The sequence below is a fragment of the uncultured Gelidibacter sp. genome, from assembly GCF_947500795.1.
Taxonomy (GTDB): domain Bacteria; phylum Bacteroidota; class Bacteroidia; order Flavobacteriales; family Flavobacteriaceae; genus Gelidibacter.
The window spans coordinates 132,690-147,807 of record NZ_CANMTE010000006.1 but is presented as its reverse complement, the minus strand read 5'-3'; the positions used below and the strand labels follow the sequence as shown (position 1 = coordinate 147,807).

Genomic DNA, 15,118 nt, shown 5'->3' with positions numbered 1-15,118 from the left:
ACTTCAACAATGCCAGGAACACATTTGTCAAAATTTAATGGAGAATAGGCTTGTTTTTTGCCTCAGTTCTTTGTTGTGTTTTCGTGCTTTATTTTCTTTTTCGTTTTCAGCGTTGGAGCAGACATACTCTTTGACAAGTTTTGGCTTGTGCGGTTGGCTTTTGAGCGACTTGGCAATGTGTATGGATGCTGTGGGCTGGCTATTCATATTCTGTGTCTCATTGTTTTATAAAAAGGGAATAGAAGTTTAAACACTTTGAGCATTTCAGTTGGCAAGTTTTTTTCTGACATTTCATCACTTTGTATTTCATAATCCCGACCTATGATAAAATACATTTGATTATTGTCTTTTTTAGTGAAGTCATATAGTTCTGCTGGTGAATTAAACTTGTTGCAGAACTCATTATCTCCTCCTACTGAAATAAAATATTCGCTGGGTAGGGATTTAATCATCTGGTAGAACTTGTCTCTAAAGTCTCGATCTCTCATCTGCTCTTTAAAAAATGCTCGATCAAACAAACCGCCTTCATTCTCCTTTGCAAAAAGTAACCAGATTCCAATATTTCTGACATCAATTCTAATTTGCAATCTTGCATGATGGATAAATGTCTGTTTAGCTTTTTGGTCTGGTCCAACTAGCTTTTGATATTCTTTAATCTCATTTACATTTTTCCCGTAACTCAACCACATAGCATTTATAGCTCTCGGTTTAGTTGGGTCTATTTGTCTTATCATTGATATCAGGTGATCAGACATTGGATTAGGTTCTAAAATTTGGATTCCATAATCCTTGAATCGAGGAAAAACTAATTCATGTAATTCTATGCATTTTGATTTTGCCAAATCTCTTTCGTCAACAGCATCTTCACTATCCGTGTACCAAAGTTCTCGTCTAAATGCCCAATGATGTTCCTTCTTAAAATACCTGTCGGTAAAATCAATTGCATCAAGCGGATTAGCAATTTTATGTGGCTTTTTGAGAACAATTGACTTTCGTTTCCTTTTAAGTTCTTGTTCAGTTTCTTTGATTGATTCCAATTGACTTTCATACTCATTAATGTTCTCATCAGATAATGGGTATCCATCTTTAAATAGAGAATTGAACCAATTCAAAATATCAAGACAGTCTGCTTGATTAGAAATCTTATAATTTAACTCAACATTATTTTCAAAACCACCGTCCGTTAAATTAGCTGAGCCAACAAATGCAACGTACTCATCATTTGATTTTATCAAATATACTTTCGGGTGAAAATTGAAATTGGATTTATAAACAGCACATTCAAATAGACCCTTCTTCTCTTTGGATTGCATTGTTCGTAAAACAGATGGAGGAGTGGGAAGGTCAATACCAACTAGGTAATGCTGAATACAATTCTCACTGACTGTGTTTTGAATGTATTCAAATGCCTTCTCTTTCACTAAGGCAACAGCAAGCCATAATTCTTCTGCATTTTTGAGAAGTGGTTCAATTTCTATTTTTAGCTGACTTGCTATCAAGGTTGAGGGATTTTACTTTCTATAAACTTAAATATCGGGTCAAATACTTCAAAAGGCTCGTCAGGCAAAGTAGATATGATATTCTTGCAGAAGTTTACCTTATCGCCTTGGAATCTTTTAAATTGACTTGGCAGACTTAAATCTGCTACAAACATTGGGTCTAATTCAGGAATGTGACAAAACAAATGTTCAATTGCCATCAAGGAATTTTCGCCATAAGTTCCACCAGTTGCGGCATTAATTACTTGTTGTTCAATTGGTTTCCCGTTAGGTACAGGAAGCATTATGGCATAAACTTCATTGTCATCCATTTTCTTAATAAGCCCTTGATAGGCATCTGTGCAAATATCATTTGTTGAAAACCCATTCCAACTGTTATAAGCTTTGTCGAAATCAAATAATCCAAAGATTGGTAGGCCCTTCATGTCTTTTATCACTTCAGGGTCTTTCATTAATTGAACAAGGTATTTATGTCCAAAAGCATAAAAGGGAATAAATGGAATTTCTTTTTCAGGATTTAAACGATTCCATGCTTCTTTTATAATAATAGGGTCTGTTTTGCCTTCAGTGAAAAGAACAGGTTTGTTTTCTATTTGAATGGTGTTAATAATACTAAGGAGTTGCTCGTGCTCACTGTATCGAATTAATTTTTCGCTTAGCTTGTCTATAGCGACTCTTTTGGGAACGGGATTACTTTTAATAACTCCTGCTTTATCAATTTCAAAGTAAGAAACTCTGTCTTTTATAAATTTTATTAGGGTAACAGCACTATGACTGCTCATTAATACATGATTGCTTTCACTTGATTCGGCTGATATTTCAGTGATTTGTTTCAGGAAATTAAATTGCCACTCGGGATGTAAAAATGAATCAGGTTCGTCTAAAAGTGATATACAGTTTTTATCCTTGAATAACTCAGTAATTGTAAATATGTAAATGGATTGAAATTGCCCATCACTGAATTGTTTGATGTCGATTTTTTTTCCAGTATTTAGTTCGACTTCAATTGAGATGTCTTTAAGCATTCCAATTGAGATCAAATTATCTAGAGAAACGAATAATTCAAGAGGATGAGTATCTTCAAATGATGATTGGAAACTTTCAAGGCTTCTAAATAAAATATACTCTTCTCTGTCTTTGGAATTTATATACCCTTCTTCTCTAACAGGGGTTTTAGGCAGCTTATCAACTTCCCATATTTTATTTAAAAACGTTCTGAAAAACCCCTCTGCTCCCCAAAATCTGGAATCATTGTTAAACTCATCAAAAGTAAAATCTTCTTTATTCTTTGCATATTCAGGTCTTCCGAAAACAATTTTCACTTCATTGCCTAAAGCTTTAATTCCAAGCTTATCAAGTATAAATTTCTTAGCGTTAATGTCATCACTTTGTATGAGCATAACAGCAAGTAAAAGCGACTTATAGTCAGAACCTATTCTGAAAAAATGGCGTGCATCATCTTGATTAAAATTTGGGTTATTTCTATTCCGATTAATCTTCTCTTTATGCTTTTCATCATTAGTCGAAATGAAATTGCGAATAGTTGTATTATGACCTGAATAATAGATTAAAACATTATCTGGAAGGGAATTACCTGTGAGGGCTTTCGCTTTTTTTCCTTTTGCGTCCAACCAATCAGGATTAACCCATGTTACTTGTACCGTTTTTTCCTCTATCTTATACTTAATCGTGTAATTGAATTTGATTGGGTATTCATTATCAAATAAGTGCTTCAATATTTCAAGACACGCTTCAAAAAAGTTTGATTTTCCTGTTCCATTTTTCCCTACAAAAACATCAATAAAACTGCTACCATCAAAATCAATCTTAAAGTCTTTTAGATTCTTGTATTCTGTAATTATGTGAACGTGCAATAATCTCATAACTAAATATTTGCCAGAACGGAGTTAAGGATTTGAACTTGCTTTTTAGATACTTGACCAATAGAATTTTCAAGTGAATTACAAAGGCTTAATAGCTTTTCTATTTTATCTGAAATTTCAATTTGAATATCAAGAGGCGGTAAAGGAATCGGGATTGAGATCCATTTCCCTTTATTGATTATTGGTGTTGCGGAACCACCTGCATTCGCCAAAATTTTAGTTTGAAAGTAATCTGATTGCATTACAGCTGATAAGTAATTTAAATGGACTCCTTCATATGGCGTAATGGTGTTTACTTGTTGATTACAAGTTACATCACGGTCATTAATAGCCATTTTGCCAATACTCCCACCAATACAAACCATTAAAATAGAATTGGCAGGAATAAAGCGGGCTTTTTCCTTACCTAATTCTGAAAGACCGTTATTGGAATAGTCTATTTTAAAGTCTTTTATATCTCCAGGACCTAGAAATGGAATGTAATCACCATAATATTCTGGATTCTTTTTAGGTGGAGTTGTGCCAGTTTGGGTTTCACCTAAAGTGTCAAGTCTCGTCCAAATCCAATTTGTAGGTAACTTAAAAGGCTCTTCCTTTTCTGGTATCGTAGGGTATTTTTTATCATGTTTTGAACCATTAGAGGCAATTTTAAATTTACCTGAGATTCCAAGATTTAAAATTGCCTTTTTTAAACTTTTAACATTAGACTCTGAGGAGTAAAGCTCATTGAATTTATCTTTTAAATAATTAGCAGCTTTTCCAAATGAACTTTCATCATCAGCTTTAATTAATTTATTAAGAGTTGAGTCATTAAATTTTGATAATATTTCATTTTTGGAATTCCTTTGCTTTTCAAGCTGATTGCAAAGGCTCAATAATTCCTCAATCTTGGCAACTATCCTTTTTTGCTCTTCTAAAGGTGGCAAGGGAATAATAAATTTTTGAATATTTGCTGATGATAGGTTAGGTTGTGCAGTACCATTATCATATTTATAAATCATGCTTTTCCCTAATGGACTAATGAGGTAATAATATAAGAATAAGCTCATGTCGCTTATCAATGGTCTAATTATAACTAGGGAAGAAGCAATCGCTCCTTTTTTGATATTCCTAGTGATTGCACACTTTCCTAGTGATCCCCTTAAACAATACAGGATATCATTTTCTTCAATTTTTCCGCCACCGAGTTTATCATAACTAGTCTCAGAAATGTAGTTCATTTCTCGTAATTGGACTATTCCATTATCTAAATGACCAGCATTAATAAATGGAATGCCATTTTCCACATAATCTTTCTTGGAAGGATAATTTTTTCCTCGATCACCATTGATAAATATTCCCAAAGTTTCGAGTGATGTCCAAACCCAATTACTTGGTATAGAATATGACTCTTCAAAATTAGATTTGGCAATATTTCTTGGCGCAAAATCTTTTTTAGTTAAATTTTGCTTGAGAACTTTTAATTCGAGTAATAAGTCATTTGTGGAATCACCATTATCCGGTTGGTTTGCAAGTTTACCCGACATAGCTAATTTCAAGACTAGTTCACGAAGTTTTGTGATCCCATCAGGAGATTCTAATGCTATTTGAAAATGTTGTTCTAATAACTCCATCCTAATGTTTTTCAATAGCTAACATTAATTCCTTTTTTAAAAGCTCTCTCGTTTCATTTAGCCTTTTGCTAATGTCTTCGAATTGAAGCATTAATTTTTCGGGATCTAAATGAACTTCATCAACAAAATGCGGGTTTTTAAAATCGAGGTTGTAATTTTTGGCTACAATTTCTTTAATTGAAACTTTCCAAGCATATTCATTTTGAACACGCTTTCTCCACCACTTTTTCTCTAAATCAAATTCCTCTATGCGTAATGGCTTTCCTCGAGAGTAGGATTTGTATCCTTCAGGATAAGGATGCTCAAAGAACCAGACATTTTTAGTCGGTTCACCTTTTTCAAAGAACAATATGTTTGTGGTAATCCCTGTATATGGGCTAAAAACACCTTTTGGTAATCGTACAATTGTATGAAGATTAAATTCGTTTAATAATTCTCTCTTAAGATTTGTTTTTACACCTTCGCCAAATAAAAATCCATCAGGAAGTACCACTGCCGCTCTACCTGTATTTGGTTTTAAAAGGTGCATGATAAGTGCCATAAATAAATCGGCAGTTTCTCTAGTCTGGTATTTTTTTGGGAAATTCTTTTCAATTCCGTCTTCTTCAACACCACCAAAAGGAGGGTTGGTTATTATTACATCTACACGATCTTTTGGGCCATAATCTTTTAGAGGACGGCTTAAAGTATTGTCATGCCGAATGTTTGAAGGAACATCAATACCGTGCAGCATCATATTGGTCATAGCCAACATATGGGGAAGCGGTTTTTTTTCAATTCCTAGAATGTTCTCCTGAAGTTTGGCAATATCATCTGGGGTTTTAAATTGCTTTTTTTTATGTTCAATTACATTAGCTAAAAAACCACCAGTTCCACAAGCTGGGTCAAATACTTTTTCACCCAATTGAGGATTTAAAATATCAACCATAAATTGAGTAACTGCTCTTGGAGTGTAGTACTCACCTGCATTTCCAGCAGATTGCAGATCGCTTAATATTTTCTCGTAAATGTCATTGAATAGGTGTCTATCGGAAGAAGAATTAAAATCAACATCACCTTGAATCGTATTGATTACTTGTCTCAGCAAAGTTCCTGATTTCATGTAGTTGTAGGCATCCTCAAATACACTTCCAATCACTTTTCCATGTGGTGATACTCCCGCAGTATTCGATAGTTTCTTTAAAGCTGGAAATAAATCATTATTCACAAAATCGATTAATTCTTCGCCCGTATCTCCTTCATCATTTGCAGCCCAAGTGGACCATTTAAATCTATTAGGTAGGGGGGATTTGTAGTTACTATTTGTTACTTCCCATTCCTTCTCTTTATCGTCAAATATTTTGAGAAATAGAAGCCAAACCATCTGGCTAATACGTTGTGCGTCTCCGTCAACACCAACGTCTTTTCTCATTATATCTTGTATAGTTTTTATTAATGTGCTTAATGACATATTTTAGTTTTTTATGCAGTATAAATTGCTTGTTCTAGTTCTTTTATAGCCTCTTCATATTTAGCTAATCCACCAAATCTCTTAATGATTTCCAATGGAGTCCCGAATTCAGTAAAAGGCTGAATAGTTAAAATCTTAGTCTCTTCAATATGCACGACACCTTCATCTGCATACTTTTCGAGTAAGGCGTTTATAACATTTTGAGCTTGTTCGCCATATTTGGTAAAGTAATTTCTCTTCTTTACTTGATAAGCTCTTTCTTTTCGTGTCAATGGAGGCATATCCCACGCCACATGGCAAATAATATCAAAGGGGTCAAGGTCTTTTCCGATTTCTTCGGCTAAAGCATCAAAAAAAACACCTTCCGCTTCTAATGCTGTAATTATTGCTTTTTTCTTATCTGAATCCGACCACTTCTTTAAAAAATCATCAAGAGAAGAAAATTCCTTTGATAAGGTTTTTTTAGTGTAATCTTTTAAGGACTCTGTTATTAGTTTACCATCAGCATCAAAATATTGTACACGCTCTGCAACCACTGAAACAGGTACATCTGCTACATAGTACTTTTTGACTTTTTGTGTTTCTCCTTCAGAATATTCAAAATCTGAGAAATCAAAATCATCATTTGTTGTGAAATCAAATGGTTGATTTGCATCAGGACTAACTAAGTCGTCAGGAGGAACAGGTGATTCTCCCGTTTTTGGAGTGTAAACAACTACAGGATCACCGTCAAAATCAGGGTCAGCAAATAATTCTGTTGCCTTTTTGAAGTCCATTATCGTAAAATAGAACTTGTTAAAATCTTCATTAATTCTTGTTCCTCTGCCAATAATTTGTTTGAACTCCGTCATTGATTGAATACGTTGATCAAGTACAATCAACTTACAAGTTTGAGCATCAACTCCTGTAGTCATCAATTTTGAAGTTGTTGCAATCACGGGATATTTAGATTCTGGAAAAATGAAATTATCTAGTTCAAGTTTTCCTTCCTCGTTGTCGCCAGTGATGCGCACAACATATCTTGAATTATCGGCAGCTAGATCACTGTTCTCGTTTACCAATGCTTGTCGCATTCTTTCAGCATGGTCAATATTATCACAGAAGACAATTGTTTTATCAAAGCGATTTGTTTGCCTTAAAAAGTCAGATATTTTTTTTGCTACAAGTTGTGTCCTTTTATCTAAGACTAGGGTTTTGTCAAAATCCTTTTGATTATAAACTCTATCTTCAATTTCATTACCATATTTATCCAGCATTCCTTTATCAGGTCGCCATCCAGTCACATCTTTATCAATGTCTATTCTAACAACTTTATAAGGAGCGAGAAATCCATCATCTATTCCTTGTCTAAGAGAATAAGTGTAAATAGGGTCACCAAAATAATCTGTATTAGAAACGTCTTTGGTTTCTTTAGGAGTAGCTGTTAAACCAATTTGGGTGGCGTTAGAAAAGTATTCTAAGATTCTTCGCCAATTTGAATCCTCTGCCGCACTTCCTCTGTGACATTCGTCTATAACAATTAGGTCAAAAAAATCAGGAGAAAACTGCTTATAAATGTTTTGCTCTTCTTCTGTTCCTGAAACAGCTTGGTAAAGTGAAAGGTAAATTTCATAAGACTTATTGGCTTGTCTTTTTGAAATTTTGGTCATTGCTGAACCAAAAGGCTTAAAGTCATTTGTTATGGTTTGGTCAACAAGAATGTTCCTGTCTGCTAGGAATAAGATTCTCTTTTTAGCTTTTGATTTCCATAATCTCCAAATTATTTGAAATGCAGTAAAGGTCTTTCCTGTGCCTGTAGCCATAACAAGCAATATTCTATCATTGCCATTGGCGATAGCTTCTATCGTTTTATTTATGGCTAGTAATTGATAATATCTTGGTGTTTTATTACCACCGTCACTATAATAATCTTGTGTGATTATGGTCTCTTGTACGGGAGTTAAATTTTTATTCTCTCTCCATAAATTCCATAAAAATTCTGGTGATGGAAATTCATCCAATGTAATTTCGGTTTCCACCTTTCCATCTTTAGCGATACTGTTATGAAATAAGAAGCCGTCTCCATTTGAACTAAATACAAAGGGAACATTGAGCATTTCACCATATTTAAGTCCTTGCTGCATTCCAGCTGCAACAGTATGATTATTGTCTTTTGCTTCAATTATGGCAATTGGAATCCCTGGCTTATAAAACAAAGCATAATCAGCTCTTTTATTCTTTGCTCTGGTATGCAGTTGTCCTCGAACAATTATTCTACCATTGGTCAATGGAAATTCCTCACGTAACTGAATATGCGTATCCCATCCAGCTTTTTCTAAAGCAGGAGTGATGTACTTTGTGCATATGTCACGTTCCGTTAGTTTCTTTTTATCCATTATCCGACTCAATTAATTCTTTAGGGTCAACTTCAAGGATTTTTGCTATTTCAAAAAGCACTTCCAATCTCGGTTGCTGTCTATTCTGAACATAGCCATTAACCATGTTGTAGCTCTTTCCAAGTTTCTCAGCTAACCAAGTTTGCTTAATCCCTTTCTGTTCGAGTACTTCCTTTATTCGGTTCATGTCCGTCTAAAATTATCCAGCCAAGATAGTATTTTAATCTTATTTATCTCGTTTTTCAATATAAAAAGTGTTTGAATTATTATCGTCCTCCGAGCGTGGGGAGATTTTAGCTCTTTTGGTTTTTCAGGGTTGGCAAAGAGTGTTGGCAAAAACCAAATGTGCTAAAATGTGCGGTTGGCTTTTTTTTGCATGAAACACAACGGTTGGGTATTTCTGTTGGCGGGTCTTATTATAATTAGTTTTTGTAAATATAACAAAAAGAACAACTCGCGAAAATCTTTATGATGTAAACTTCAATCCCGCTAACAGAAATACCGTGTTGTGCGCAGTATTTTTTAATTTCAAGGGAGTTTTTAGTGCTTTTAAAAGTCAGTCAGACAGTTAAAAAGATAGTGAATTCGTGCAGTTTTGCATTTTTGTTTTAGCAGAAATAGTTTTCAAAAGTTTAATCCAGGACGCTAAGTGCAAAGTAGGGGAGTCAGATCAGTAGTTTTGGAAAAGTCAGTGCGGTTTTTTAAGCGGCAATCCTCAGTGCGGTTATTTTTCCAAAGGTAAATTCAGATTCAGAATTCAGCCAGCAAAAAGTCAGTTCAGAGTTAAAAAAATCTCATAAATTTTGTTTGAAAGTCGCGGCGGTAATATTGCGCACAACGGGAAAGGGCTTGGCGAAGGCGGGGATAAGATAGACGGAAATTCCAACTAAACCCGAACCGAGCAAAAACCATTTTCGTTTTTTCAAAATTATAAAAAATAAAAAAACGAAATGGTTTTTTGCGGCGAAAAGTGCTGAAATCTTCTAAATGATAACTCTCCGCCCCGCTTTTGCCAAGCCCATGTTGTGCGCAGTATTTTTAGTTCGGCGACTTAATTCAACCTGTTGAATTCAGTCAGAGAAGTGAAAATCAAGCACAACAATTTTTTTCACGCACGAAATCGCAAAGATTTTCAGAATTTTATTCACGAATTTTGGAAAAGTATTCACGCAGACTTTATTCATGCAGTTAAGCGCAAAATTTGTAAAAGTCAAGCACAATTTTTGATACTCAAATCCGTAAGTTTTTCGTAAAAATTTTTTTTCAGGATTTAGGAAGATCAGCGCAAAAAATTTCAGATTTTATTCAGTTTTAGAAAGTTAAATTCAGGTCAAAATTTTGATTTTTCAGACCGAAACTTCTTTTTGATACCGCGCTTCTAATATTGCGCACAACGTGCCGCGTATTGGCGATGGGCGGGATTTTTAGCACTGAACTTTAATCGAAGAACAGAAGTTGAATTTTGCACTTCCGTTGATACGAAGCCGTTCAGCCCGCCTATTGCCAATACGATGTTGTACGACGTAGTTATGTTTTGGGTTTTAGTCCAGCTAAATATTTTCGTATGTCATTTTCTAATTTATCCGGGTATTTGTACTCTAATTTTTTTGACAATTCAGTTCCTATTTCTGAAACTAAATCAGTCATTGAAAATAGAGCAGTCCAATTTTCCTTTATATCGCTCCCTGAAAATGTTTGTTCTGTTTTAGCCCACATTTCCTGGTTAAGATACTTTTTGAAAAGCCGTCCATATTTATTGGTCGTTATGTTCCAATTGTGTTCACTTGCAATGTGCCATTCAATTAAAGGAATTAAATATTCTGTGCGAATAACGGTTTCCGACATAAATTTCGCATAGAATATTTCATCTCTCACAAGACACTTTGCCACGTAAGTTGTGTCCCACCAAAAATCGTTTATTAGATTTTGAAACTCTTTTTCAGACGGTTTTTTGATAATGGAAATTTGATAAGTTGGTTTCAGCATTTGCTTTGTAATACCATCTTTATCAATTAAAATTTTATAACCAATATCCCAATCTTCTGGTAATTCTTTCTCTTGCGTTTCCTTTATAAATTTTGATTTGCTGTAAAGTTTAAAATCTACTTTCACACCGTCTTCATAAAGTAGCATTTTCATTGCGTGTTTATGGTTAAAACAACTTTCGTCTTCTTCAATCATAGCAATTGGATTTCCGAATTTAAGCGTCCAGCTTTTGTCTGAAATGTAATTTGTATTATCCTCAAAAACAAATTCAATGTCTAAATCACTAAATTCGTCAACAAGTGCTAAAGGATTTACAAGTGAACTTGTCAGAAGAAGAACTCTTACATCTTCGTTTTTCTCCGACCATTCTATAATTGTTCTTAACTTTTCTTCTCTGACTTTCATTTTGTTTGGTTCGGTTTTACTATGTCGTACAACGGTCAAGTATAAGCGTAGTGCGGGATTTCGGAGCAATTCACTGTCCGCCCACCACAAAGTTTCTTAGGAGCAAAAATGCTCAAATTTAGCAGTTCAGCCCGCATTACGCTTATACAATGTTGGCGGTAGTTTTTTTTATTCAATTCTCCTTAATACCCCCTTTAATTTTGCTTCAACTCCAAGATTATCAAAAAGTTTTTCAGTCAATGTTAATGTCTTCTTGAAAGCTGTTTTAATATCTGTCGGATCTAATTCTGATGTTGTCTCCTGAAATAACGAATACCAATCTGGGTCTATGTCTTTTTCCAAGCTTTTTGTTGGACTTTCCCAATGTTTGGTTTGGTATGTTTCAATTCTTATTAACCAAAGTAAATATTTTTGAACATTTGATAAGCTTTGGTAAGCGTGAGCAAATTCCTGTCGTTTAATTAAGTTGCTTGTTGTAAGTAAAACATTCAACAATGATTGGCTCAACCACAGGATATTTTCATTTGTTGTTCGATCAGGTACTTTAGTTTTTATTTCTTTGAGCGTGTTAGTCAATAAATCTTCTTTATCTACTAAAATCATCTTGTCAAAGTCGCTAAACTCTACCAAACCGTCCCACGATTTGATAACTTCCATTTGGTCGTTTGTCAAAAAATGAAACTCCCCCCTTATCATATTTTCAAAAATGGCAACTTCACTTCCATACTCGTTGGTAAAATATAATGCCAAAGGATGAATTTGGCTTACCCAATTTTCAGCGGAAAAATTTTCTTTATCCTTCAAGAAGATGTAGAATTCAATATCTGAATATTTGTCCCCTTCATTTTTGGTAAATGACCCGTACATAAATACGGCAGAAATATTTTTATCATTTTGAGCTATTGACTTTGTTTTGTCAATCATTTGTAACTGTGTCATTTTCTAATTTTTTAATATTAACAATCGCCCTTTCTACTTTGCGTATTAAAGGATATTTCAATTCTTATTCTATCTTACAGTTACTTATAGCTTCATTTTCTTGAATGTTTTTCGTTGTTAATTGTTTCTTCAAATTACCGCCAACATGTGTATATATAACATATGACCTTAGGAGTGACGTATATATCACCTATGTACACCATGCTATTTTAATTTATCTTTCTCAAATGTACCTGATTCATACAAAGAATCCAAGGGACTTGTTAAAGTTTTGTTGTTTATTCCTACAACCCGAGTATAAACCTCAGTAGTTTTAGTGCTGGAATGCCCCAATGAGCTCTGAATATAACGGATATTTACACCTTGCTCCATAAGATGTGTAGCATAGCTATGACGTAAGGTATGGGGCGTACTCCATGGATTGCTTTTAGTGTCTTTTACAGCCTTCCGATAAATACGTTGGATGCTCTGTGCGGTATATTGACCCCCGTTCTGTCCTTCAAACAACCAATAGCTAGGCTTGTGCTCCCGATAGTATTTCCGTAAAAGATCCAATAGAAAAGGACTTAGGGTAGTATGCCTGTCCTTCTTGCCTTTAGAGTCTTTAATGAAAAGATAACCGTCTTGGCTACGAACGTCCGCCACCCGTAAACGTACCACTTCGCCCACCCGAAGACCGGCGCCATAAAGAACATGAAGTATGGCTTTATGCTTTATATTGCTCGGGCAGTTTATAATAGCAGCCACCTCTTGCTTACTTAATACATCTGGCAGATCTTTGCTCTTGGTGGGTCTTGTAATATTGTAATACTCACGAGGCATTCCCAAAGTGTGTTCATAATAGCATTTTATGGCATTTATGAGCTGATTTTGCTTTTGCTCACTTATATTGTACTTGTTGATAAGGTAATATACAAAACCTTCTATCTGTTCCTTGGTTATCTCTCGGTATGCAACCGATTCGAAATACTGAAAGAACTGAATCAAATTACTCTGATAATTACGTATGGTAGCCTGGCTAAAACCTTTAAGAATCATTTTTTGGTGATTCCGGTCCAATTCTGCCTGAGTTGCTTCCGAAATCTCCGTTTGTGGAATGACAGTAGGAGCTTCTGTACTTTGTCTGAGTAGTTTCTCGCCAAAAAGCGTTTCCAACCTTTTTACATTTTCTTCGGTATTGACAATGCTCCACAGCCTTTGATGGAAATGGTAAAAAGTGCCGTTGAGTTTCTTAAAAGCCTCACGTTCCTCAGTCATTTCGTATGGAATCCTTAGCTTGATCCGACCAGCTTTGACCTGGGGGAGGTAAATGATAATCTGGGCTCTATCCTTCCTTTCCATTATAGATTTTTTTGAGATGTATCCAAATTTAAAGAAATTGGATAACACAAATAGCATTGTAAACGATATTAAACGTATTTATCCGTTAGGAACGATTGCGTATATTTACCTATATAACAACGGATTATATGGATCATACATGTAAAATATGTGCAAAACCGATCAAAGGCCGATCAGATAAGATATATTGCTCAACACACTGTAAAAATATATACCACAAAAAGCTTCGCTATGCCTCTAAGGTCGCCGCGATAGAAATCAATGGCTACTTAAAACGTAATTACTCGATTCTATTGGAGGTATTGGGCAAAAACAAAATACAGCTAAAAGTATATAGAAATCTATTGGAGAAGAAAGGGTTCCGCTTTAAGTACCATACCCATTTCCATATAAATTCAAAGGGCAAAACATTCTTTTATTTATATGACATAGCCTGGATGGAGTTTTCTGATGATGAGATCCTGATTGTACGAAAGAGGTGATTAAAACATTAATTCTTCATATTACGAAAAGTTAATAATAAAAGAACTACCGGTATGATTTCATCATCCAAATTTTTTAATGTTTAGTGAGGATGTTTATGACCATCTTATTGTTTCAATTCTAAAATTAAAGCACTTAAAGATTTTGCTGAATGGAACCCTTAATAAATTTTGTCTTTTTATCTTTTTCAATACTTTGGAGTCACAGGCTTTTCTTCACCAGACAATATCCGGAAATGTACCAACCTCAATATCTAAAACTCGGCAATTGAATTCTTTCGCACTTTTTTCCAAATCCGAAATAACGTCTTTATTTAAATCCGAAAATGGCGAAATATACGCTCTCAACAAGTCATTTAATTCCCTGAATCTTCTTTTACCTGTAGGTTGAGAAATAAATTCAGAATGTACAGTTTGGTAAATCTGAAAAATGTACTTCTGGTCTGTATATAATCCAGTACTAATTAAATTTTTTAAATCCTTTGCACCCATTTCGTCATATTCAAGCATTGCATTTTCTATAGAATATTCAAGCAAATACAATGTCGATTGAGCAAGTTTGTCCAACGCAAGATATCCAGCATATTGCCTCATTACATTTGTGAAAATCAAAATATCAGGCCAAATGATTTGTGCCCCATAATACGTTACTTGCTCTCCATCAATATCAAATTTTTCTATTTTCCGCGATTGTTCTTTTGCTTTTCGAATTTCATAAGCAAAATTCATCAATAACTGATGCTTACCACATTGGGATTCATTATAGGCATCCAGCGTCATTGCAATTTCGTGAATGACATCATGCAAAATAGTTAAATCATAATAATCTCCGTATATCGTAATTCCTGTACCTTTTTTGGTTGGGAAAGCTCTAATCATTTTTCATCTTAATTTTTGTCAGGTAAATTTTTCTAGGCATTCATTACTCTCTGCACAATTGATAATTGGTGGGTATTGTGTGCAAGCACCTAAAATAATAAAAATTAGTCGAGCCTGTGGAAATTCCTACGGAATTTCCACATAGGCGAGAATCAAGCAATTATCTTTACACGGCCTGGCATTTCGCTGTTTCTCAACTCTTGTTCTATTGTTTATTCGTTTATGTAGTTATATGAAACTAAATTTCATTTACCTCAGATTCCCCT

General features: G+C 34.5%; 10 protein-coding genes. All 10 read right to left on the bottom strand.

Going from position 1 to position 15,118, the window contains the following annotated elements; all coding sequences use genetic code 11:
- Positions 1 to 203 precede the first annotated feature (203 nt).
- The 10 genes from Q0947_RS13675 to Q0947_RS13630 all read right to left on the bottom strand — a co-directional run bounded on the left by Q0947_RS13675 (position 204) and on the right by Q0947_RS13630 (position 14,852).
- Positions 204 to 1,499 carry a phospholipase D family protein gene (locus Q0947_RS13675; protein WP_299398740.1) on the bottom strand — a complete coding sequence of 432 codons (1,296 nt, stop codon included), beginning with the start codon at positions 1,497 to 1,499 and terminating at the stop codon, positions 204 to 206.
- Complete coding sequence (locus Q0947_RS13670) at positions 1,496 to 3,382, bottom strand: AAA family ATPase (RefSeq protein WP_299398737.1); 1,887 nt, start codon at positions 3,380 to 3,382, stop codon at positions 1,496 to 1,498. The genes Q0947_RS13675 and Q0947_RS13670 overlap by 4 nt, the downstream gene beginning before the upstream one ends.
- Positions 3,383 to 3,384: 2 nt before the next feature.
- The gene (locus tag Q0947_RS13665; protein WP_299398735.1) at positions 3,385 to 4,995 is read right to left on the bottom strand and encodes a restriction endonuclease subunit S; all 1,611 of its coding nucleotides are present in this window, start codon (positions 4,993 to 4,995) and stop codon (positions 3,385 to 3,387) included.
- Position 4,996: 1 nt separating this feature from the next.
- Positions 4,997 to 6,445, bottom strand: coding sequence for a class I SAM-dependent DNA methyltransferase (locus Q0947_RS13660; protein ID WP_299398733.1), 1,449 nt, complete (start codon positions 6,443 to 6,445; stop codon positions 4,997 to 4,999).
- 11 nt (positions 6,446 to 6,456) lie between these two features.
- Positions 6,457 to 8,820 carry an EcoAI/FtnUII family type I restriction enzme subunit R gene (gene hsdR, locus Q0947_RS13655; protein ID WP_299398730.1) on the bottom strand — a complete coding sequence of 788 codons (2,364 nt, stop codon included), beginning with the start codon at positions 8,818 to 8,820 and terminating at the stop codon, positions 6,457 to 6,459.
- A complete protein-coding gene (locus Q0947_RS13650) occupies positions 8,813 to 9,007 on the bottom strand; it encodes a helix-turn-helix transcriptional regulator (protein ID WP_299398728.1) in 195 nt (64 codons plus the stop codon). The genes hsdR and Q0947_RS13650 overlap by 8 nt, the downstream gene beginning before the upstream one ends.
- 1,340 nt (positions 9,008 to 10,347) lie before the next feature.
- Positions 10,348 to 11,211 carry an aminoglycoside 6-adenylyltransferase AadS gene (locus Q0947_RS13645; protein ID WP_003013318.1) on the bottom strand — a complete coding sequence of 288 codons (864 nt, stop codon included), beginning with the start codon at positions 11,209 to 11,211 and terminating at the stop codon, positions 10,348 to 10,350.
- Positions 11,212 to 11,379: 168 nt separating this feature from the next.
- Positions 11,380 to 12,150, bottom strand: coding sequence for a lincosamide nucleotidyltransferase Lnu(I) (gene lnu(I) / locus Q0947_RS13640; protein ID WP_008992950.1), 771 nt, complete (start codon positions 12,148 to 12,150; stop codon positions 11,380 to 11,382).
- Between the two features lie 204 nt (positions 12,151 to 12,354).
- Positions 12,355 to 13,407, bottom strand: a complete 1,053-nt coding sequence (locus tag Q0947_RS13635) for a tyrosine-type recombinase/integrase (protein WP_299398725.1) — start codon at positions 13,405 to 13,407, stop codon at positions 12,355 to 12,357.
- Between the two features lie 782 nt (positions 13,408 to 14,189).
- Positions 14,190 to 14,852, bottom strand: a complete 663-nt coding sequence (locus Q0947_RS13630) for a hypothetical protein (protein WP_299398724.1) — start codon at positions 14,850 to 14,852, stop codon at positions 14,190 to 14,192.
- Between the last annotated feature and the right edge of the window lie 266 nt (positions 14,853 to 15,118).